The sequence below is a fragment of the uncultured Campylobacter sp. genome (assembly GCF_937973075.1).
In the GTDB taxonomy this organism is placed as follows: domain Bacteria; phylum Campylobacterota; class Campylobacteria; order Campylobacterales; family Campylobacteraceae; genus Campylobacter_B.
On the sequence record NZ_CALBWL010000075.1, the window covers coordinates 1 to 23687 of the forward strand.

Annotated in this window: 11 protein-coding genes, 3 tRNA genes and 2 pseudogenes; 8 read left to right on the forward strand and 8 right to left on the reverse strand. The window is 38.2% G+C overall.

Annotation, left to right across the window (positions count from 1 at the left end):
• The coding region (locus Q0274_RS10425; RefSeq protein WP_298029524.1) for a hypothetical protein at positions 1–386 on the reverse strand (386 nt) is incomplete at its 3' end.
• Positions 387–706: 320 nt separating this feature from the next.
• On the opposite strand from Q0274_RS10425, the gene Q0274_RS10430 reads away from it, so the two are divergent.
• Entirely contained in the window at positions 707–967 is a 261-nt protein-coding gene (locus tag Q0274_RS10430; protein ID WP_298029526.1) for a helix-turn-helix transcriptional regulator, read from the forward strand.
• Between the two features lie 217 nt (positions 968–1184).
• On the opposite strand, the pseudogene Q0274_RS11150 reads toward Q0274_RS10430, so the two are convergent.
• The 3 genes and pseudogenes from Q0274_RS11150 to Q0274_RS10445 form a co-directional block, all read right to left on the reverse strand.
• A pseudogene (locus Q0274_RS11150) lies at positions 1185–1541 on the reverse strand (3-deoxy-8-phosphooctulonate synthase); the annotation flags it as partial.
• Positions 1542–1904: 363 nt separating this feature from the next.
• Positions 1905–2327 (reverse strand): annotated as a pseudogene (locus Q0274_RS10440) (3-deoxy-8-phosphooctulonate synthase); the annotation flags it as partial.
• A 51-nt stretch (positions 2328–2378) separates the two neighbouring features.
• Positions 2379–2966 carry a transglycosylase SLT domain-containing protein gene (locus tag Q0274_RS10445; RefSeq protein ID WP_298029528.1) on the reverse strand — a complete coding sequence of 196 codons (588 nt, stop codon included), beginning with the start codon at positions 2964–2966 and terminating at the stop codon, positions 2379–2381.
• A gap of 128 nt (positions 2967–3094) precedes the next feature.
• On the opposite strand from Q0274_RS10445, the gene Q0274_RS10450 reads away from it, so the two are divergent.
• From Q0274_RS10450 to Q0274_RS10465, 4 genes are all read left to right on the forward strand, one after another.
• Positions 3095–3170: transfer RNA gene (locus Q0274_RS10450), tRNA-Val, on the forward strand.
• A gap of 60 nt (positions 3171–3230) precedes the next feature.
• Positions 3231–3307 (forward strand) — tRNA-Asp (locus Q0274_RS10455).
• 11 nt (positions 3308–3318) lie between these two features.
• A tRNA-Lys gene (locus Q0274_RS10460) sits at positions 3319–3394 on the forward strand.
• Positions 3395–3633: 239 nt separating this feature from the next.
• Complete coding sequence (locus Q0274_RS10465; RefSeq protein ID WP_298029529.1) at positions 3634–4860, forward strand: tyrosine-type recombinase/integrase; 1227 nt, start codon at positions 3634–3636, stop codon at positions 4858–4860.
• A 787-nt stretch (positions 4861–5647) separates the two neighbouring features.
• Here the strand turns inward: Q0274_RS10465 and Q0274_RS10470 are convergent.
• From Q0274_RS10470 to Q0274_RS10485, 4 genes are all read right to left on the reverse strand, one after another.
• A complete protein-coding gene (locus Q0274_RS10470; protein WP_298029531.1) occupies positions 5648–6544 on the reverse strand; it encodes a hypothetical protein in 897 nt (298 codons plus the stop codon).
• A gap of 11 nt (positions 6545–6555) precedes the next feature.
• The gene (locus Q0274_RS10475; RefSeq protein ID WP_298029532.1) at positions 6556–6969 is read right to left on the reverse strand and encodes a hypothetical protein; all 414 of its coding nucleotides are present in this window, start codon (positions 6967–6969) and stop codon (positions 6556–6558) included.
• 732 nt (positions 6970–7701) lie between these two features.
• A complete protein-coding gene (locus tag Q0274_RS10480) occupies positions 7702–18840 on the reverse strand; it encodes a calcium-binding protein (protein ID WP_298029534.1) in 11139 nt (3712 codons plus the stop codon).
• Positions 18841–18843: 3 nt separating this feature from the next.
• A complete protein-coding gene (locus Q0274_RS10485; RefSeq protein WP_298029536.1) occupies positions 18844–20145 on the reverse strand; it encodes an ankyrin repeat domain-containing protein in 1302 nt (433 codons plus the stop codon).
• Positions 20146–20567: 422 nt separating this feature from the next.
• Between Q0274_RS10485 and Q0274_RS10490 the strand changes: the two genes are divergently transcribed.
• The 3 genes from Q0274_RS10490 (at position 20568) to Q0274_RS10500 (ending at position 23653) form a co-directional block, all read left to right on the forward strand.
• On the forward strand, positions 20568–22949 hold the full coding sequence (locus tag Q0274_RS10490) for a type I secretion system permease/ATPase (RefSeq protein ID WP_298029538.1): 2382 nt from the start codon (positions 20568–20570) through the stop codon (positions 22947–22949).
• A 180-nt stretch (positions 22950–23129) separates the two neighbouring features.
• Positions 23130–23369: a hypothetical protein gene (locus Q0274_RS10495; RefSeq protein ID WP_298029540.1), complete on the forward strand. Its 240-nt coding sequence runs from the start codon at positions 23130–23132 to the stop codon at positions 23367–23369.
• A gap of 2 nt (positions 23370–23371) precedes the next feature.
• The gene (locus tag Q0274_RS10500) at positions 23372–23653 is read left to right on the forward strand and encodes a type II toxin-antitoxin system RelE/ParE family toxin (RefSeq protein WP_298029542.1); all 282 of its coding nucleotides are present in this window, start codon (positions 23372–23374) and stop codon (positions 23651–23653) included.
• Positions 23654–23687 lie beyond the last annotated feature (34 nt).

The following is a 23687-nucleotide window of genomic DNA, read 5'->3' on the forward strand; positions in this document are numbered from 1 at the left end:
TCCATTGCCGTTTGCTTACTCATATTTTCTTTTTTGAAGCGCTTTCTCTTTTCCTGATTATTGTTGCCTAAAAAGCAATATTTACAGGCCAGATTACATTGTTCGCTTAAAATAAAATAGCATACGTTTATTTGCGGCTGAGGAATAACCGATTTTACAAAATTTAAAATTTTTTCATCATCGCCCTCTTTGACTAAAATTTTATACTTTATCAATTCATCGATTTCGCATTTTAAATCTTGTGATAATTTCACGTTTTTGTCAACGGTCTCTTTTATTTTCTTAAATTTGTTATCGCTTAAATAGATCGGCTTCATCCTTAAAGAGTTATATAATGCTACATCATTACCTACATGAAAGGCGAAGCCATATTTTGAAAAAATCATAAAAATCCTTGAAATAGTATCGGCGGATTTTGGTCCGCCGATAAATTTTTAGCATATTTCCCATGCAATTTTGTCGTTTTCACTTCTACGACCGCGGCACGAGCATACGCACATGCCACAACTGCATGAGCAAAAGCAAGCGCAAGTTCGGCCTGCGACAACTTCAACAATTTTGCCGAATAGCTTTTCATATTGATTTATAGTGGCGCTCATTTCTTCTCCTTTCTCTAGAAATTTACTAATTACTTATCCTATAGGATATAGATTTGAGGATTTTATCCAAATAAAGTTTAATTTTTACTTTACCTATAGGATAAAAAATGAGTGAAAATTTAGCTTTTTTTGACGGCGACGAGATACGAAATTTTTATCTGCAAATCTCCTCCAACGTCCGCAAACTACGCGAAAGCAAGGGTATGAGCCAACTGGATATGGCGCTAAGTATGGATATAAAGTCAGTCGCGTTTTACTCAAACTGCGAGAGTTGCCGCTACGACAAGCACTTCAATCTTGAGCATATTTATAAAATTTCAAAAATTTTAGGCATCGAGGTGGGCGAAATTTTTAAATTTGAGGCTTAAAAATTTATAAACTTGAAAGTTTGAATTTTTGGCAAAACAGACAATGATCAAACGCAATGATAAGTCTATCGATTTATGCTCAGATGTTTTTACATTTTTAGGTGCGAACCATGCGTGTATTATAAAAATTTTAACGCCCGTCCGGCGAGCGTTAAAATTTCAAACCGCCTTTTAATAAGCATCAAGAAAAAGCAAATTTTGCCAATATATTAAAATTTTAAAATCCGAGCGCTTTTTGAATTGCGAGCGTCTGGGCTACGACGCGCTCTAGCTGCTGCAGATTTAGCATATTCGGCCCATCCGAAAGCGCGTGAGCGGGATCAGGGTGCGTTTCGTAAAAAAAGCCGTCCACGCCCACGGCCGCCGCCGCCCGCGCGAGGTACGGCACGAAGCGCGAGTCGCCGCCGCTCGTAGCGCCGATACTAGGCATCTGCACGCTGTGCGTCGCGTCAAAAATAACCGGCGCAAACTCGCGCATAATCGGCAGCGAGCGCATATCGACGATCAAATTTCCGTAGCCGAAGGTACTGCCGCGCTCGGTGAGCCAAACGCCGTAGCGGCGCGCCAGATCGTGCATCCCTTCGCCGCTTGGCTGCGAGGCACTTATCGAGCCGTCTTGCGCGTTGCAAGTATGAGATAAGTTTCGCTGTGAGGCGCTTTGCGCTTCGTTATCGCTTCGTGCGACACAAGGCGTCGCCGTACCTTTAGCGGCATTTTCGGCACCGCTTTTAGCGCCGCAAGTATGAATAAAATTTTGTGCGTCCTGACGGGTGCTGCAAGAATTTTGTGCGCCTAGCGCCGAAGATCCGTCATTCGCACCGTCTTGGGCGCCGTTTTGCGCGCCGCAAATTTCTGTATCGCCGGAGCGGGTGCTGTTTTGAGCGGCCTTTGTATTGTTAGATACCGCGCCGCTTTGCGGAGTATAGGTCCGCGCGCTACGGGTTTGCAGCACCTTTTCGACACTGTGTTTCATCGCCTGCGGCGATAAAAACTGACCCTTTTTGATGTTTACTACCGCTTGCGTGCTAGCTGCGGCGACGAGCAGGTCGGTTTGGCGGCACAAAAACGCGGGTATTTGCAGCACGTCGGCGACGCGCGCGACGGGCTCTGCCTGGTAGCTTTCGTGGATATCGGTTAAAATTTTATAGCCGAATTTTTCCTTTACTTCCGCTAAAATTTCGCAGCCGCGCTCAAGCCCCGGGCCGCGGAAGCTTGAGATGCTGGTGCGGTTGGCTTTATCGAAGCTGCTTTTGAAGTAAAATTCTACCCCGCTCATTTCGTTAAATTTGCGCAAACTTTCCGCGACTTGCATTATCAGCTCGCGACTTTCGATCACGCAGGGTCCTGCGATCATTATCATGAAATATCCTTTTTTAAAATTTACGCGATTTTAGCGAAATTTTACTAACTCTTAATAGGGCTTGCCGAAAAATTTCTCGTAATGCTCGTAAAAGCGTTTGTAGTATGGGTTTGAGTAGCGCTTGCGCATGCCGTAGTTGTAGCACTCAATCGTGTCTTTGATATTTTTATTTTTGGCGTTCCAGCATTTGCGCAGGATCTTGGCGCATTTGGTGAGGTTATACATTGGGTTGAATATATAATCGATCTCATTTTGGCTGAAATTTACGGCGTTTAGCTGCCCGAGTCCTACGTCAATGCTAAATCCGTCCTCATACAGGTACTTGGCGATCTGCACGGCGTAAATTTCGTTTGCCGGTATTATCGTAACGACCCATTTGCTGGAATTTAGGCTGTAGTTGCTCGTCCTGATACGGATATTTTGATTGCGCAGGCTTGCAAAATAATCGGCGTTTGCTTTGTTTGTCAAAAAGGAGATCGTGTAGGGCTCGAAGTCGCTTTCGATTTTGACGATGGTGTAGAGGATCTCGGGCTTGACGCCTTCATTTTGCGCTACTGCGGCGATGGCGTTTACGATCTCGTTCGGCGAGTAAGCGGGGGCTTGAAGCGCTAAAAACAGGGCGAAAACCAACTTTTTCATCTAAATTTACCGAGCCTTTGATAAAATTTTATGTCGCAAGTATAGCACAATTTCAGTCTTTTCATCATTGTTTAAGTGAAAATTAATCGTATTGGATATATAATCACATTTCTTTTTTAAACCCAAATGGTCGCTTAGCTCAGCTGGTAGAGCGCCACCCTTACAAGGTGGATGTCGCAGGTTCGATCCCTACAGCGACCACCATTTTGAAATCCTTGGATTTCATACTTCTTTAGCACTTGTACCGCAAGTGTGATTTTTGGTGCGACGGTAGTTCAGCTGGTTAGAATGCCGCCCTGTCACGGCGGAGGTCGTGGGTTCGAGCCCCATTCGTCGCGCCACTTCTTACGATGTCTTGCTAGCTCAGTAGGTAGAGCATCTCACTTTTAATGAGGGGGTCGTTGGTTCGAATCCAACGCAGGACACCACCCACCAAATTTTCCCCCTAATTTTAGTTTTTTGATTTTTTTTAAAAGCCCTGTTTTACGGCTTTTTCAAATTTTTTCAAAAAAATTTCAAATGCTAAAAACGCTAGATTATACAGGCGGTTTAAGAGAAACTACTATATATTAAAAAATGTATAGTAGCTCTTAAGCTTGTTAAACTCTTTGGAAACTTTTATAATTTGTCCTATGAAACTATATTAAATTTTAAAGGATAAGTAGTTATGAAAGTTTTTTCTAAAATTAAAGACGATCCGGCTTTTAAAACGGACCCCGATAAAGTGATCAGAAATTTCTCCCTGCCTCATCGTAAAAATACTATGGTAGAAATGATAGATGAGCATATAGCAGTTAGATTTTACCGCTCATTTAATAAAAAGGGAGAGCAAACAATCCATAGGCACTATCACTATTGCATAGGCGGCAAGCTGATTAAGTCTTTAGGTAATGCAGATGAGATAAGCCTAAGCAAAGCCAAAGAAACTCTTAAAGGTCTAATGATAGATGATTCTGCTAAGCTAACTCCTGCTAAAAATACTCTGGCAAGCGTTTATAGACAGTTTTGCAGACATAACGGCAATGTTGCATTAGCAACCTCTAAAAGACGAGATATTAGCTTTAAAGCTTTAAGGGATATTTGTGACAAAGATATAAACAAGATAAGCAAAAAGGATATTATGCCGATACTGGATTATTATTACGATAATGAGAAGTACGCCTCCTTAGAAATTTTATTTAAACTCATTAAAAGACTATTCAGATATGCTCGTATAAGAGATATTTCTAAAAATCCATTATTTGCAGAAGAGGTGTTTAAGGACTTTTATAATATACCTCGCCATAGCGAATACCCATATATAAAAGATGACTTGGATTTAACCGTACTTATTAAATTTATCATGAACTATCCTCATCAAATAGGAGTCAAGAATGCTTTGATCTTTGGACTGCTTACGGGGCTAAGAAGCTCAAATGTAAGAAATTTAACCCATGAGCATTTAAAAATAGGTGATGATGGAGAATACTACTTACTATTTCCACAAGATGAGAATAAGGTAAAAAGCAATGGAGATGAACATCTGGGACTTCCTACAGAAGTAGGGCAATGGCTGCAAAGGTTACACGCTCATAATAGCAGCTGCCCGTTATGCTTTGCCAATACGCAAGGAGAGGTACTAAGCGATATGACTCTAGTTAAAGCACTTAAAACCTATGCTCCCGTAATAGCTAAGAATAGATTGGTCTTTCACTCTTTTAGAAAGATACTAGAAACCTTTGCATATGAAAAAATCCATGAGAACAAGCTAGATCCTTATAGCATTGAACGCACCCTTTTTCATGCACAAAAAGAGATACAAAAGATTTATAACAAAGCTACGAATATTGAGAATACGCGTAGGGTTTTAACATGGTGGCTAGGTTATTTAAAGGGGTTGGGGTTTAAATTTTAAGGAGAGAGAGGGGGGCTAAAGGATAGTTTCTTAGGGGGTTTACGCGATTGTTGATTGAACAGAATACATCTGGCAAGCTTAAAAAAGTAATATATACGGCAAATACTATAGATAATAGCAAAGCTCTTGCCATAAACGGATAAATACTATAAACATACAGAGGATTTTCTAATATAGCTAAGTCTATAGAAAATAACCGGGATGAGCTTACTACGTATTTCAGATATTCTAAAGCTATTAGTAAGCCCATTTAATTCATTAATTCCATAATACATGAGTTTCATATACATAGGCAGCGTAAATTTCTCAACTAAATCAGCCTTCTACCCATTACAGGGATATTTTCTTATAAAAGTCTTTCTAGTTAAATTTTAAACTCGTCTCTTTTATTTCTTTTAGGAGCATCCTTTACTAAAGCATTGCTCTTACAGATAGAGTAACCTCCATCTATCTCTTTATAGATATTTTATGTAAAACCCTACTTTAAGTATACGCAGCCTTGCTTTAATAGGAATTTGAGCATTGACAGGGGTATCAAAGATATTTAGGATATTTAAATCATCTAAGCATCATTAAGCATTAAAAAAGGCATTTAAATACCGAAGGCATCTATCTAGCCATTCCCTCTTTAATCAAACTAAGTAATGCCTATAACGAGCAATAGCAAGATCAAAGCGGATGCAACCGCAGCTTTTAATCAAACCTAAGTAATGCCTATAATAAAACCAAGAATGGCTATAATCAAACCAAGTAATGCTTATCCCATAATCCAATCAAGCCATCTATACTATAACCCAACCAAATAATGCCTAGTTATCTCCACTCTTGAATGCCCCATATCTATAGATACCTGAGCTAGAGCTTCTATATGACTCATACCCTCTTTACGCAACTCCTCATATCTTTCTTGAGCGAAGTTATACCTAAGCCCATGAGTTCCTCTACTATCCGCTCCTGATGCTTTTAGATCCTTTACGTACGCGTTTTTTGGGGCATAGTATCCAGATTCCTTAGCAAGCTTTAGCTGCCTTATAGTCTTATCGCTTAGCTTTTTAGTACTGTAGCATAAGCCGTTCTTGCTGCCGAGTATGGTTATACTATTATCGTCGTTGATTTCCCATTTGCTTGAGTTAATGGCATCATCTAGTCTTAGTCCTGCCTCTAATTGAAGCTTAGCGGATATATAATACAGTGAGCTTAATTGCATATTGCTTATGATTTTATATGGGTTTTCATAGGCTCTGTTATAATGCCTTTTACGAAGGTTCATCCCTTTTTTCTTAAATTCTTTCCGAACGTCCGTAATATCTTTTCCCGATACGTTTAAGCCTAGCTTACTGCAATTATCAAAGCTCTTAGCTAATGCAGATATATAGGTATTAAGTGTTCCGCCGCTTATTTCATTTGCTTTTAGCAGTAGCCACTCTCTTGCACTACCGGCACCAATATTTTGCGTTATTTTTTGACCGTGCCTAGCTTTAAGAAATTCTATATATTGAGTAGTTACCGCTCTTAAGTTTTGAATGCTTTTAATGCTATGGGCGTATGTGCTTTTTGTATGACCATTTTGTCCTTTAAGCTTGCTATTACGCCTTACGTTACTTTTAGATATTCCTATACCGTTTGCTTGCTTCATAATCTGAGAGATAATAGCTTTAGCGTTCATTCTAATATGTAGAGCCATGATATATACCTTTATCTTTTTAGTAATCTTGCTACGCTTGATTTACTGGTTTGTATGCCGTAGTTTTTCCATAGAATATCTGCTATTTTTTGATAGCTATGGCCGCTTTTATGTAGGGATTTTAAGCAGTCCTTATAATTTGCTATTTTTGATTTGGTCGGTTTTTTCTTTGGGCCTAGTAGCTTTTTATACTCTTTATTTACTACTTCGCTTAAGGCTCTTTTATCTACCTTCATATCTTTATAATAGTGCAATATACCATTAAGTGCATTATCCGCTCTTTTCTTATCATGCCTTGCTCTACTAATATATGAGATAAAGGTATTTACTAACTCTATAAGCTCATTCTGATTAGCAGTCTCTTGAGCTTTATCGTTAAAGACTCTTATGCCTTTCTTGACTCTTAAAAGATTTTCGTAATGCATATCTGCTCCTTTGTGATAGATTTTGTGATAAATTTAAAGATTACCGGTCTATTATAATGTAGAAAATAAAAAAGCTTGGAGATTCATTATTTTCATGCAGCTTTGTTATCTTAATAGCCTCCGTTGTTCTTTTCGGTAGTTTCATTATTTTCAGAAACCTTATGATTCATTGTTTCTTATAAAAAGGCTTGGTGATATAAGAATGGTAAAATCTGATATTGCGGATGTTATGAAGGGCATAATAGGAAAGGGGGGATGATGGATATTAAGCAAGGAAAGCGTTCAAGGTATTCGTTTTTAGGTTTCGTTTTGTGTGGAGGATTCCAGGGGTTGGTTTTGAGTGGGATGTTTTGGTTGAAGGGCGCGTGAAGGTTGGGCTTTGAAGACATATAGGGTGCGTATATGTTATAGTTTATGGAATCAACCTAGTTCTTTTCAGGATTTTTAAGAAGAGTAAAGGTCGCAAGTGTAAAAACTCCATGTAAGGATGGAGATGTTTGCAGAATTTTGCCTATACTCATGCAAGCATTTTAAATTTATCGTATAAATTTTAATCATTCGCCTTAATCATACGTTCGCTATGATTTTGAAAGATAGTAACTTATGAGGCGGCGTTTTAAATGTGCCGCTTCTTATAAAGTTTCTAACCTAAAGCGATATTCCGGCAAGGGGAATGAAATGCCGGCATAATTCTAAGACATAACCTTTAAAAGGTATAATCCTAAATAAATCTTAACTCATATAAACCTGCATATCATCCTTGCGAATATCTCTTTGGTTAAATTCCAAAGCTTCCGAGTTATCGGCGTAGACGTTTAGCTGCTCGATGATCTTGTTTACGGTATCTTGGCTTAAGAAAGCATTGTCTTTTAAAGCCTCTTCTTGAATAACACCCGGAGCGGAGTTTAGATCCATAGCATTGCTAACGCTAAGATTGGAATTTAGATCAGGGGTGTTTAAATTTGAATCATCGCAATACTTTGAAACGATAGCCTTTAGTTTGTTCTTATCGCCGCCTAGAACCATATCCCAGTTGGATTTGGAATTTAAGCTATGCTCATTAGTTTCTTTTGAGGTAGATGAGACTTCGTTTTCATCACTCTTAGCAGAATATACAGAGCCTCTTGGTGAGAGCGTTGCAGGCTTTACATCATCCGAGCTTTTAAAGAATAGCGAAATTTGAGCTTCGTTATCTATGTCTAGCAGCTTGGCATTCATCGCTAAAGTAGCAGGTTTGGCACTAGCAATATAGGTTTTGCCGAATGCTTTATAGATATCCGCTGCCTTGATATTTAGATATTTACCGATATGAAATTCCTCTATGACATTATCCCTGTTGCTAAAAAAGCCTTTTACTTCTAAGATATCATTTTTTGCGTTAGGATCTGCCGGAGTGATGATGAGCTTAAGATCGCTCGAACCATTTTTACCAAAGTCATAGCGGACTCTTTTTACGGGATTTTTATATATGACCTTATCGTAGCCTCCAAGATCCATTATAGTTTTTGCTCCTCCGTCATAAATAAATACATTATCTTCCTTGCCCCCCACCATAGTGTTTCCACCGTCGATAGGTTTTACTTGCCCACTAATAAAATCGCTTCCTAGAATTTTGCCGTCTTTGAATTGAAAATTTAAATTTGTCCTTACATTGTAGTTTTTGATCAAGACGCTACTATTTGATAGCTTATCCGAGATGAGTAACGAATTATCGACTAAATTTAGATTAAATTTAACCTCGTTGCTTCCTATGTTTTTGAATTTAATTAAGTCGTTGTCTTTGAAATTTTCCACCATATCGTTTCCGTCACCCCTAGAAAAGACGAAGGTATTTTTGCCATTCATGCTGATGTCGGGATTACCATAGCTGTCATAGCATCCTCTTAGAGTATCATTGCCGCTGCCACCTTCAAGGATATTATTAACTCCGTTGCCTCCTATTAGGATGTCGTCTCCATTGCCGCCTTTGATCTCATTATCCATATCGTTGTAGCCACGTAATTCGTCGTTTTTATCAGTACCAATCAAAGATAGTTTTTTAATATCGCCAAAGTTCAGTTTATCACCGTTTGCAAACTCAAAGGTTTGTATCTCCTGCGCATTTATATTATCATTTATTATATCCGCCAGCATAATCGAATCACCCGCTGAGTTACGAAATGAAATTTTTAAATTATCGCAGCCTCTAGCGTCAGTATTTACACATCTTTCTACTATGAGATCTTCTTTGTTAATGCCTTTACCAAATTTGATTTTGTTTTCATGAGTACCGGCATATATAGTATCGGCTCCATCACCTTGGTTATATACAAAGGTATTATTGCCAGAATAGCTTCCGTATAAGATATCGTCGCCCTTGCCGCCTATGATAAGATTATCCTGATCAGAGTTGCCGAAAATAGTATCTGCTTCATCCGTGCCGATCAGCTCCAATTTCTCAATATCCTCAGAGCTAAGCTCTTCGCCGTTAGCAAATTTTACCCTCTCTATTCCGAAGCGACCAAGCGAGATAGAATCATTCTTCGAGTTTTTAAATTTAATGATCGTACCTTCCGGCGTATGCTTTACTATGATATCGTCTTTTGTGATACCTTCACCCAATTGAAGCGTATCGGTACCCTCATAATCAGCTATAGTATCATTGCCATCACCTATATTAAATATATAAGTATTATTTCCCCAGCTTCCTTTTATGACATCATCTCCTTTGCCGCCTTCTATTATGTCATCGCCACTACCGCCATTTATAGTATCATTCCCTTCTCCACCATAGATAGTATCGTTTAGCTCTCCTCCTTGGATCTCGTCATCTCCACCCAAGCCGTTCATAACGTTATTTATATCGTCATAGCCATATAGAAGATTATTTGTATCATCACCCGTCAATGCTAATTTTTTAATATCCTCAAAACTTAGTCTATCGCCGTTTTCAAATTCGAAATTTTCTATAGTCAGATCTTTATTGCTGCATTTATCTATAATATTTCCTCTAAGGAAAACGGCGTCGGTATCATTATTTTTAAATCCTATCTTAATATCCATTACTCTATGAGTATCATCATATTGGCTCAACTTCTCTTTATTTTTTGATACTGATATTACCAGATCTTCCTTCTTGATGCCTTTGCCAAATTTTAAAGTATCATTACCCTCAATGTCGTAAATATAATCTACTCCATCGCCTTTATTATATACATAGGTATCATCTCCGCTGCCACCGTATAGATTATCGTTTCCTCTTCCTCCAATTAGAATATCATTACCTTTTTCTCCATTTAATCCATCATTACCATCTCCTCCGATTAAGGTATCATTACCACTATTTCCACAAAGGATATCATCCCCGCCATTCCCTTCTAAAATATTATCGCGATGGTTATACCCGGATATATTATTGTCTTCATCGTTTCCGATTAAAGATATTTTTAAAATATCCTCAAAGCTTAATTTATCTCCATTTTCAAATACTAATGTTTTGTGTGAGTATTTTTCATAGATACCGCCATCTTCGGATATAATATACTCCATAGATATACTTCCTTGCTTTCCTTTAAGCGATATAACTAAATCTTGATACCTTGACCTTGTATAACTATCATATTTTACTTCGCCTTTAGTTACAACGATATCTTCTTTGTTTATACCTTTACCAAATTTTATGATATCTTCTCCTTCATAATCATGGATTGTATCGTTGCCATCACCGATATTATAGATATAGGTATCGTCTCCTCTACTACCCCTTAAATGATCATCTCCTTCTCCACCGATTAAAATATCATTCTTATTATCTCCGTAAAGCCAATCATTTCCACCGTTGCCTATAAGAGTATTGTTTGAATCCTCAAAGCCATTTATTGTTTCTCCTTCATTAGTACCCACAAGAGATAATTGCTTGATATCTTCAAAGTTTAATTTTTCTCCATTGGCAAATTCAAAATTCTCTATGGCGCCATTAATTCTGGTTTTATTTTCAGTAAGAACATTTTTTAAAGTTATAGAATCGGCTTCATTATGTTTAAATTTAATGATTATATCTGTTGCATTATTTAAATAAGACCACTTCTTATTTATATTAGTTGAAACAATTAGATCCTCTTTTTGTATGCCTTCGCCGAATTTAATTGTGTCAATGCCGTCCCACTCTTCTATTATATCATTACCATCACCTTTATTGAATACGTAAGTATCATCTCCCACATCACCGTTTAAAGTATCGTCGCCTGTTCCGCCAATTAGAATATCGTCACCTATATCCCCGTTGAGGGCATCATCTCCTTTGCCTCCAATCAAAGTATCGTTGCCGCTACCGCCTTCTATTAAATCGTTTCCGTCTCCACCGTACATAGTATCATTCCAGCCTTGCCCGTAAAGCTTATCGTCTCCGCCTTCTCCTTTGATAATATTGTGTGTATGAACATAACCTACAATGTTCTCGCTACTGTCGGAACCAATCAAAGATAGCTTTTTGATATCTTCAAAGTTTAGCTTACCACCATTGGCAAATTCAAAGGTTTCAATAATGTTATTTTCGTTTATCGCGTTACTATAGGCAGCATCTCTTAAGGTTATTGAATCATTTGGGGAATTTTTGAAGAATATGGCTATATCCGAATATTCCTTTCGTTTAGTATCATTGTTCATTCGTGCAACTCTTTTGACGATGAGATCCTCTTTGCTTATTCCTTCGCCAAATTTTATAGTATCGGTTCCTTGATTGTCGGTTATAGTGTCGTTGCCGTCGCCTTTATTAAAGATATAGGTATCATCGCCGTATCCGCCATTTAGGATATCACTATCTTTTTCTCCAATTAAAGTATCGTTACCTCCATCGCCGTTAAGTATATCATTGCCTGACCCGCCGTTTAAAATATCGCTTCCATTGCCACCATTAAGGATATCATTGCCGTTTTCCCCAACGATAGTATCATCTCCATCCCAACCATAGAGCTTATCATCGCCATCTCCACCGTTTAGAGTATCGTTCCCATTACCGCCGCTCAAAATATCGTCTCCTTTATTTCCATAAAGGATATCGTCACCTTCGCCACCATCTAGTTTGTCATTGCCATTCCCGCCGGCTATAGTATCATTGCCGTCTTCTCCGCAAATTTCATCATCTCCGCCTAGGGCATTAAAATTGTCATCTCCGTTGCCAAGACAAATTTTATCGTCACCCTCGGTTGCTTTTATAGCTGAATTATCAAGTATAGCTTTATAATCCCAAATAGAGCCGTCTTTAAAAATTATATTTTCTATGGCATAGTCATATCCATTATACGCATTAAAGAAGTCGTTGATAGTTATGACATCTTTGGATATTTTAGAGCTTATGATTAAATTTTTAAATTCTCTTTTTAAAGTTATATCTTCGGCATTAAAATCATTAAATTTAATAGTATCTTTGCCGTTTTCGTCGTATATAGTATCGTTACCGTCACCCTTGTTAAATATATAAATATCGTCTCCATCGCTACCTTTTAGAATATCATTACCGCTTCCTCCGGTTAAAGTGTCATTACCATGGTTGCCAAAAAGCCAATCGTCTCCTTCGTCTCCTTCAATAATATCGTTACCTTTACCTCCTATAAGCGAATCGTTACCGCCCCCACCTTTTAATATACTATCTCCATCATAACCGTAAATAACATCGTCATCTTGGGTACCTACAAGGGATTTGGTTTTTATATCGTTTAAATTCATGAACGTACCATCGGCGAATTCAAACCTTTCTATATAGGTTAGATTATTTAAATCTATATAGGTTAGATTATTTAAAGTAATCGTATCGCCTGGATTATTTTTAAACCGTACTATTGTATTATAAGCATTGCGTCTAGATATTATTAAATCTTCTTTCGAGATTCCTTCGCCAAATTTAATAGTATCGTCGCCTTGATCGTCGTCTATAATATCATTCCCATCACCTTTATTAAATATATAGGTATCATCGCCGTATCCTCCACAGAGCACATCGTCACCGCTACCTCCAATTAAAGTGTCATTACCACTATTACCTCGGAGAACATCATTGCCTTCATCACCCTCAATAATATCGTTACGCCTGCCTCCGATTAAAGTATCGTTACCACCACCTCCTTTTAATATATTATCTTCCTCGTCATATCCGTAAATAATATCATCGTTTTGAGTGCCTATATTGGATTTGGCTTTTATATCGTTTAAATCCATAATCGTACCATCGTCAAATTTAAATTTTTCTATATTTCCCAAATTTATACGATTCAGAGTAATCTTATCGCCGGGATTATTTTTAAATTGCACTATTACATTATAAGCGTTACTTCTAGATATTATTAGATCTTCTTTTAAGATTCCTTTACCAAATTTGATAGTATCGACCCCTTCATCATCGGTTATAATATCATTTCCATCGCCTTTATTAAATATATAGGTATCATCGCCGAATCCACCATAAAGAATATCATCTCCTTCTCCGCCCGCTATCGTATCGTTGCCATGGCCGCCATAAAGCGTATCATTTCCGTTGCCTCCATTTAAAGTATCGTTGCCATCATTTCCATAAAGGGTATCGCCTCCTTCTCCACCATTAATTATATCATCTCCGTTGCCACTCCAAATTTCATCGTTACCTAAGCCTGCATCAAAGGTATCGTTGCCGTCCGTTAAATAAAGCTTATCGTCTTTATCAGTAGAGCTTAGCGGAGTAAGCTCGAGGATTTTATTGAAATCGTAAACGGTTCCATCGGCAAAAGTTATCGTTCTTACGGTGTTGTTTCCGATTTCGGGATTTATGGAAAAGAAATTTTGGATAGCTATACTATCATTGATAGTTTCCCCGTCGCCTTTTATTGAGATTATAAGCTTATCCAGTTCTCTTTTGAAACTTATATCTCCAGGAGCTATGCTTTCTCTGAATTTTATTTTATCGTTGCCTGCTGTATCGTAGATAGTATCCGCTCCGTCACCTTTATTAAATATGTAGATATTATCACCACTTCCCCCATAAAGTTTATCGTTACCTTTGCCACCGCTAATTGATTTGGTGTAATCATTGCCTCTAATGATATCGTTGCCATTATCTCCTTCTATAATATGAGGAATATTTATACCTGCACGAATGACATCGCTTCCTTCGGTTCCTGTGATTTTTATAACATTAATATCATTGAGATTTAGAATCTCTCCGCCTGCGAATTTTATATTTTTAATATTGGCTTGATTGATGATAATACTATCATTGGAGCTGTTTTTAAATGAAATTTTTAAATCCGAAGCGGAATTGATCACATTAAATTCCAAATCGCTTCTAGAAATTCCTTCGCCAAATTGCAAGGTATTGATTCCGCCGCAATCCGTTATAATGTCGTTGCCATCGCCTTTATTAAAGATATAGGTATCATCGCCGTAACCACCGTTTAATGTGTCATCGCCAAGACCGCCGTTTAGTGTATCGTTGCCATCTCCACCTTGCAAATTGTCACCGCCTATGCCACCAATTAAAGTGTCATTTCCATTTTCTCCGTAAAGTGTATCGTTGCCGTCTCCTCCAAATAGTTGGTCGTTGCCACCATCTCCATGCAGCTCGTCATTTCCGTCATTTCCATTTATGGTGTCGTTGCCATCATTTCCATAAAGTACATCGTTTCCTTCATTGCCGCTGATGATATCATCTCCATTGCCGCCCCAAATTTCATCATTACCAAGACCTGCATCGAAAGTATCATTGCCATCAGTGAGATATAACTTGTCGTCTTTATCGGTAGAGCTTAGCGGAGTAAGCTCAAGGATTTTATTTAAATCATAAACGGTCCCATCGGCAAAAGTTATAGTTCTTATGGTATTGTTTCCTATTTCAGGATTAACGGAAAAGAAATTTTGGATAGTTATGCTATCATTATTGTTTTTGATAGATATTATAAGCTTATCCAGTTCTCTTTTTAAGCTCACATCATTATGAGTTATGCCTTCTCTGAATTGTATTTTATCATTACCCATTGTATCATAGATAATATCGTTACCGTCGCCTCTAGCGAATACATATGTATCATCTCCGGCGCCACCGTTTATGGTATCTTTACCTTTACCTCCTACTATAAAATTATCTTCGGAATTTCCGCTAATGACATCATTACTATCTGTTCCACTAATATATGCATTAAAGCATAGAGATAATAATTTATCATCATTAACACAAAAATTCGATAGATTTTCTTTTAAATTCTCTTGAAATATAGGTTTATATGCACTAGTATCCCTTACATTATCTATTAGCTTTACAATTTCATTATATTTCTCATCTTTATATAGCTGCATAAGCTTAGAATTTAAACCATCAAACTTATATCTTAGCTTGCCATTTTCTCCTAGGTGCATAAGATCTAAGTTTAGATCCATATCGGAGTATGTCGTTTGAAGCTCTATGGTTGAATAGACATAGCGTTTAAAAATATCGAATCTTTCTTTAATGATATTGGCAGATATCGCGATATTTGAATCATTGGAGCTTCCATGCCAAGTAAAAGGCTTACCCGTAAGCTTTTCATAAACATTTACAATCCTGCTATCGATAGAGGTAGTTCTAGAGTTTGGATGCATATCGCTAACTCCAGCCCATTCATAGATTAGCTCATCGATATGCTTCTTTCTATCCTCTGGGCTTAGCATCAGATATAAATTTATTATTGTAGCCAGCTTTTCGTTCTTACCTGCCGCGACTCTTAAAGAGTTTAAATTTCCACTTGCTATTACTTGAGGTAGGGCTTGGACTTCTGGCGAGAGCTTGCTTTGATCTATTATCTCTTCGGTTTTGTTTAAATTTACTTTCATCCATACGTCGTTAGCATCTAAGGTGGAGCCGTCTTTAAGAGTAACTTTAGAGCTTTGTTTTACGGTGTTAGAATTCTCATTTATCGCTATCTCTTTATAGTTTAGATCGATACTTTTGATATTATTATCCGCAAGCGAGCTTAATTCTCCTTCGTCGGTAATGCCGTTAGAATTCTTATCCTTCCAAATTTTAAGCTTATTAAATATCTCATCCTTTTCGTCTATTGCGTTGTCGCCATTTAGATCATAGGCCTTTAGAGCCTCATAGCCGTTGGTTGCTTTTTTATCGGTATATCCGTAAGCGGTATTTGAAATGGTGTGATTTCCGAATAGTTCATTTCCATTGTCTATTTTACCGTTATTATTTTTATCTAGTGCCAATAATCCGTCATCTTTTTCTACCCAGGCAGTAGCTTCGGCAAAGCCATTATTGTCGTGATCGAAATACACCGTATTATCAAGCCTAGTGGAAGTTACGCCGTTTTTATTAAAATCTATTACGATAGGATCGTATGTTTCAGGTAGATCCTCGTTAGGATCGCGGTCGTCATCGATGATAGTGCCATAACCATATTTTGATATCCTGGCTCTTAATTTATCAGAAGTTTTAATTATTCTAGGTCTTATTTCAAATTCTCTATCCTCTCCTTTGATTGTATTGCCATTCCATTTGTAGGTATAAGTATTTCCTCGTTCGTATTTTGCTAAATTTAGATTATATTTTTTGATATATTCTTCACTTGGATTACCGAAAAGATATTCTTTATCTCCTACTCCCAGTATGAGGAACTCCCCATCCGTAATATTACCTTCTAACAAAATATTAAAATCTAACGATTGTCCAGGAGTATCTCCTTCGCTAGTTTTATTATCACCTATTTTTATACTTATCTCATCAGGATCTAGCAATTCTATACCCAGGCTATTATTTTCTTTATGGAAATTCTTAATAGTTAGTTTCTCCATACCTTTGTATACCGTTAGAATCTTCTCTCCCTCAGATAATTTATATGTTATCTTCGGATCGTTTCTATCTACATAAGCTCTTATGGTTTTATCATATTTTCCACCAACTAAAAGAATGTTGTTAAAAAATACCTTTCCTATACCATCGTTATCATTAATGGTGTCCCAGTTGCCGGCGTAGTAGGTATCATCTCCTTCTTCATCATTCATAGTATCCATTCCCCCTCGCCCGCAGTAAAAAGTATCATTTCCGACTCCTCCCTGCATCTTACTATAGCCGCATTTGGCAGTACTTCCATATAAGAAATCATTACCTCCTTTGCCATCCAAAACATCATTGCTTGAGTAATGCGCAGGAATATCATCTTTTTCATCTTCCGCATATAGGTAATCCGTTCCCGCTCCACCGATGAGCGTATCGTCCCCCGCTCCGCCGTATAATCTATTTTCATTTAATGATGTATCGATTGAACCTCTCGCAGTGTCATCGGCGTATAATGTATCGTTTCCTTCTCCTCCATAAATTTTATCATCTCCGCCTCCGCCGTAGATAGTATCGTTATCATCTTCGCCATAAATTTCATCCATGCCTTTAGAGCCATAAACAATATCATTACCAGCTCCCGCATGAACCGTATTTTTTACACTATTATCCTCTTGATCGTATTTTACGTCTATATTTGCATTAGTATAGATGGTATCGCTACCTTTGCCTGTGGTTATGGTGTCTGAGCCCAGGCCGGATTCGATGTAGTTATTGCCATACTTATATACTATAGTATCGTCTCTATCGTAACCGTATATTCTTCTATCTACCGCCGAAAGCTCCATAGACGGATTTTTGCCGTCCACAAATACCACTTCGGTATTGGCCATATCACCGCTTTTATTTAGCTCATTTCCTGCGCTTTTGATCACTTTGCCGTTTTTTACTTCCGTAAAGTACTCGTCTCCGCTCGGCGAATTCCCTATTCGCTCGCTTACGACTAAGCTAAAAAATTTAGCTCTATCCTGGATATGCTGTTCGGAATACTTGGTCAGCTCTTCATATTCTGTAGCACCTTTATGCCCTTTTAACGCATAACCCTCCAAATATTGTAAGCAATAAGAAGCTGCTCCTCTTACCTCTTTTCCTTTAATTTCTACACCGGCCTCCTTGTCGTTAAAGTCTTTTTGGGAGGTCAAATCGCTCAAGATAGAGGCTGTATTCGAACCGTAATCGGAAAGATAGTTTGCGACAATGACTTTCGCATCATTGCGGTCATCTCCTTCGATTATCTTTAGAATATCTCTTTGTTTTACCCGCTTTAAAATTTCAATTATATAAGTATCTTTGGGATCATCAAGTCTTAAGGACTTAATGAATTTTGTATCCGTTTCATCCTTTGGATATTTTCTATAATAAACTATATTGTTCTCTGGCATATCCTCGCCCTCTTTTAGATCCTCCGTTTTTATGATGGTTCGCTCCAATGTTTTCATGTCGTTATAGATATTATTCCAATAGTGATCTAGGGCGTTACCCAATGTATCTTGGATAAGATATTTTCTCTCTAAAACCTTTGTATCATGTTCGCTTTTTGTAAAATCTATAGTAGCGAGCTGGGCACCGAAAAATTTATCAAAAGCCTCGCCGGTAATTTCCGATATAGCGATACTTTGTATGAAATTTCCCGCGAATTTTACTAATTTACTTGTGGCCTGACCTGCAAGCTTTACTTTTTTACCGATTAAAATTTCGGCCGCACCCGTAACTAAACCTTTTAGTACTAGTTTACGGAAGTGAATATCTGGTTTGGCGTAATACTCTTTTGTGGCACCGCTTCTGTTTCCACTATCTAAAGTAGTTTCTATCGTTCCAGATATCAGATCAAATATGATACCTACGCCCGCGGATTTAACTTCAAAAGCATTTATTTCGGTTAATTTATATTCATCCATAGCCTTGATGAGGCTCCATATGGCGTCGTAAACTAATTTTGCTATCTTTGCAAAAGCGCCCGGTTTTATTTCGCCATTTTCCGTGATACCGAAGTAATCTGATATTGCTTTGACAAATTTTTGCTCCTGCTCTTCTCTGTTTTTGATATCCATCTCCTACTCCTTACTAAATAAATTTCTTTTATATTCTTTATAGTCGTTAGTTAGCCTCTCGACTTCCTCTTTAGATATATGGAAGTTGGGGTTTTTTATATGCTTTCTATTTGCTGCAAATTCTATTTTATCAATTTTTTTTTGCCCTACTACAAATAGTATATACTCTTTGATATTTTTAAAGGTAGCATTCTTGTCGGAACAATGTTTTTGTAAAAATGCCGAGTCAAACATACTTCCCATTTTATAGTATCCTACAGCTATATCATACCTATATTCTTCATAGCATTTATCATCATACATTCTTTTTAAAAATTCATCGTTTGGGATTCCGCCTATATCATATTGCAAAAGCAGATCTATCATGGCTCCGGGCTCGGGCACGTCCAGCAGATCGCCATATACCGATTTATAAAGCCTAAACTCCTCTACTCCATATCTTTTATGGGTATTCTTTATATTTCTATAGCTCGGTATCTCCTCTAGTTTATTTGAAACATAGACCTCTCCCATATTGAAAGTGGAGTAGGTATATGGTCTATAACCGCTCTCTAGCACCATTTTCATTATATCGTACATATTGTTTCTAACTAGGTGGCTGATAAAATAATATGGCTCGCCTCCGCCGCTAAAAAGAACCTCTTTCGTGCGGTAATGTATGATCGGAGTAGCGTTTTCGTCAAAGCTTACAGAATCTATCCAGTTTTCGACATCTCTAATGCCGTAGGTTTCTTGCACTATCTCTACTTCGTCAAACTTAACTCCGCTATCTAGCAAAAGCCTAACCGACTTAGTGGCGTTATTTTCCATAGCGTATGCCATAGGGGATAGCTCGTAATTGTCCTTCTTATGAGGATCGGCGCCCATCTCTATCAGCTTTTTTGCTGTCTTTTCGTCATCGTAAAAGCTAGCATACATCAAAGGGGTAACGCCGAAATGAAGAGGGGTATCCACGCTTATATTATTATCCTGCATAAATTTTAAAATTTTATCCGTATCTTTTGATTTTAAGCTCCTGCGCAAAAGTTCCATCGTGGGGTTATCTCTAACCTCCTCTTCGTCTATATCCCAATATCTATAGCCAACTGCGTTTATCTCCTTTTGCGTTACGTATTTAGCTAGCTCGGAGTTAGGATCTACTTTGGTATTTGCAGTGATGGTATAGTGGTGGGAGGTTGATGTAAATCTTAAGCCGATTCCAAATTTTAACTCTAAGACAATGGCGATTAGAACAATAACTATATAAGGAATGCTTTTAAAAATGTTTTTTATGATTTTAAGCAAGGTCTTCAAAAAGGTCTTCAAATTTGATCCTTCAGCCTTAAAACACTAGCCTGTAAAGAGCTTTAGCTTTTAAACAAAACCTAAAGCGACAACTCGTTTTATTTCCCCGAAAGTGCCGCGATTATATAACGATGAGGATTAAAGTATCTTTAAAATTTCATAGTTGTAGCAAAAATTTGTGACTAAACCGACTTTTTCGTCACTCGTATTACTGCGTTTGCTTCTCCGAAGCTAATTTTGACCCGGATATTTTATCGGGTGCCTTCCAAAATTTTATAATCTATCCGGCAGCCTTTCGACAGCCATTCTTTTATGTGCACTATTGTTGTTTAAACCCCATAATCTTCCAAATCCCTTAAATTTCTTTAAAATTCCCTCCGAATTTAAGCCCCGTTTCAAATAGACTTAATAGAATTCTTTCAAATTTCACTCAAAGGTATCCGATGCAAACCGCCCTGGGCTCGCTAGGTCTTATAGCTGCCGTAAATCATATCCCATTTGATGCCAAGGCGCTTATAAATAAATTTGCGCTAAGCAGCGAGGAGCCGCAGATCGAAGAGCTGGTGCGTATGGCTAAGCATTGCGAGTTTAAGGCTAAGATTAAAAAGCTAAATCTTTCAAATTTGATGCGATACAAGCCTCCCTTTATCCTTCAGAAAAAGGACGGAAGCTACTTTAACGTCCTAAAGATAGAACAGCGAAGTAAAGAGGATATTAAAGCGGCAAATGCTAGTAAGACGGCCACTGATTTAGATGGCGCAAATTCCAAAGACGCGGCAGATTCTAAGGAGATATTGAGCTCTAACAGCGATACGGCAAATTCTTTAAACTCATCTTCGTCTGCATCGTTATCTTCTAATGCGTCATCTTCTTCTAGCGCGCCGTTTTCATCCTACGCGGGCTCATACAATTCCTCCTCCAAAGAATCTAAAGCCTCCCGCCCATTCAAATCCCCTCAATCTAAAGCCTCGCAAGAGCCAGAAGCAGCTATTAAATTTATCGTATTTGACGGAGGCAATTCCGTAAAAGAGCTTAATGCTAGCGAGCTATTTGATCTTTGCAGCGGCGAGTTTATAGTGCTAGCTCATAAAACTCTGAATTCTCAGATTAAATTCGGCTTTGCCTGGTTTTACAAGCGGATGCTAAGTTTTAAAAGGGTTGTATTTGAAGTGCTTTTGGCTTCATTTATCATGCAGCTTTTCGGCCTAGTGACGCCCCTTTTTACGCAGGTAGTGCTCGATAAGGTTTTGACCCATCATAGCATTAGCACGCTAAACGTAATTGCATTTGCATTTTTGGCTACCATCATATTTGAGATGCTTTTAAGCCTAAGTAGAAATTATATATTCGCGCACACTACTACTAAAATTGACGCTAAGCTAGGTAGCGAGCTTTTTAGCCATTTGGCCTTGCTTCCGATGACCTACTTTGAGAACCGTAAGGTTGGAAACATAGTAGCCAGAGTGCGCGAGTTAGATAGCATAAGAGAGTTTATCGCAAATAAAAGCGTAAGCGTGCTACTTGATATTTTATTTAGCTTCGTATTTGTCTTTATGATGCTGCTTTACAGTGTAAAGCTCACGCTAATTGCAATCGCATTTATAAGCGTAATTGCTGCGATCTATTTTTTCATCACGCCGGTACTTAGAAGGAGACTGGAGGATAAATTTCAAATGGGAGCCGCTTCGAACTCCTATCTCGTAGAAGCGGTAACCGGAATGCAAACGGTAAAATCTCTAGCGATCGAGGGCAGTATGCAAAAGATGTGGGAGGAAAATCTAGGCAGATACGTCCGCTCATCTTTTAATCTTTCAAATTTAAGCAACGTCGCAAGCGGCTTTGCCTCGGCACTTCAAAAGCTTATGACGCTTTGCATTTTATATTTCGGCGTGGGGCTTGTGATCGAAGGCAAGCTAAGCGTCGGTCAGCTCATCGCCTTTCAGATGTTTGCGGGGCAATTTAGCGCTCCTGTAATGAGGCTAGTTGGTCTTTGGAATGAATTCCAACAAGCCCTTCTTAGCGTAGATAGACTGGGAGATATATTAAATACTCCAACCGAGCAGAGCACCGATAAACCGATTGCGCTAAATAATATAGAAGGGGATATAAAATTTGACGCCGTAAATTTTAGATACAGGCCGGATCTAAATTTAGTGCTAAAAGATATCAGCTTTCACGTAGAGCCGGGCAAAAGCGTAGGCATAGTAGGCAGAAGCGGCAGCGGCAAAAGCACGATTACGAAGCTGATCGAGCGGCTCTATCTGCAAAGCTCGGGCGCCGTTTACATAGACGGCATAGATATCAGGCATCTTAATCCATATCTTTTAAGGCAAAACATCGGCGTAGTCCTTCAAGAAAACTATCTATTTAGCGGCAGTATCAAAGAAAACATCGCCTTTGCCGCAAGCGGAGCGAGTATGGAGGAGATCATCAGGGTTAGCAAGATCGCAGGCGCTCATGATTTTATCGCAGAGCTTGCAGGAGGTTACGATACCTTCGTAGGCGAGCGCGGCTCTAGCCTTAGCGGTGGACAAAAACAGCGCATCGCAATCGCTAGAGCACTCATAAATAATCCTAAAATTTTAATCTTTGATGAGGCGACCTCCGCGCTTGATTACGAAAGCGAAAGCATCATCAATAAAAATTTAAGCGAGATCAAAAAGGGAAAAACCTTCATCATCATTGCCCATAGGCTAAATTCCGTTAAGAATTGCGACGAAATTTTAGTGTTAGATAAGGGCGAGATAGTAGAGCGCGGAAAGCATGAGGAGCTAATGGCTCTGGGTGGCTACTATAAGAGCCTATATGATAAGCAGCTGGGATAGGCCCTGTATGAGATGAGAGCTGCGAATGAATGTAGTTCCAATGAAAGGTTCATCTTTAAATTTGAGCGTATCCTTCTTAAATCCATATTTTTAATGCATTTGTTATACGCACAAAGCTTAAGAGCTTTATTATAAATTTATGGCATAATTAATTCAATTAGATTTCTACAAGGATAAATTATGCTTGCATCAATAAATATTCAAACATCGAACGCTAAAACGCTTAAAGCCATAGAGGATATAATCGCAGGTGATCCTACCGCCGTTATAAGCTATAATGAGCCCGATTATTTAAGCCCGCAGGATGAAGCTAGACTTATGGAAATTTCAGATGCCGACGATAGGGGCGAGCTAAAATATCGCTCGCACGAGGAAATGTTGGAGCACCTAAATAAACTTTTTAAAAAAATGGCCCGATAGATATGAAGCTTGTCTACAGCGAAGAATTTCTTAACGATCTGGATAAAATTATTATGTTTATCGCGCAGGATAGTCCCGAAAGGGCAGCTAAATTTGCAGATGATTTGATTGTTAAAATTTCAGATATTCCAAATCGCCCGTATAGTTTTAGAAAGAATCCTAAGCTAAATCGTAAAGATACTAGAGATCTGGTTTTTAAAGGCTATACTGTGCCGTTTCGCGTAAGCAAAGACGCCATAAAAATACTAGCGATATTTAAACGCAATAGCCATGCTATGAAATAAATTTATTGGATTAAGGTTCAGAAGCAGCTAGGCT

Excerpts from the sequence above, each read along its gene's own strand:
- Q0274_RS10430 (WP_298029526.1), top strand. The coding sequence starts at position 707 with ATGAGTGAAAATTTAGCTTTTTTTGACGGCGACGAGATACGAAATTTT.
- Q0274_RS10445 (WP_298029528.1), bottom strand. The coding sequence starts at position 2,966 with ATGAAAAAGTTGGTTTTCGCCCTGTTTTTAGCGCTTCAAGCCCCCGCT.
- Q0274_RS10465 (WP_298029529.1), top strand. The coding sequence starts at position 3,634 with ATGAAAGTTTTTTCTAAAATTAAAGACGATCCGGCTTTTAAAACGGAC.
- Q0274_RS10470 (WP_298029531.1), bottom strand. The coding sequence starts at position 6,544 with ATGGCTCTACATATTAGAATGAACGCTAAAGCTATTATCTCTCAGATT.
- Q0274_RS10475 (WP_298029532.1), bottom strand. The coding sequence starts at position 6,969 with ATGCATTACGAAAATCTTTTAAGAGTCAAGAAAGGCATAAGAGTCTTT.
- Q0274_RS10480 (WP_298029534.1), bottom strand. The coding sequence starts at position 18,840 with ATGGATATCAAAAACAGAGAAGAGCAGGAGCAAAAATTTGTCAAAGCA.
- Q0274_RS10490 (WP_298029538.1), top strand. The coding sequence starts at position 20,568 with ATGCAAACCGCCCTGGGCTCGCTAGGTCTTATAGCTGCCGTAAATCAT.
- Q0274_RS10495 (WP_298029540.1), top strand. The coding sequence starts at position 23,130 with ATGCTTGCATCAATAAATATTCAAACATCGAACGCTAAAACGCTTAAA.
- Q0274_RS10500 (WP_298029542.1), top strand. The coding sequence starts at position 23,372 with ATGAAGCTTGTCTACAGCGAAGAATTTCTTAACGATCTGGATAAAATT.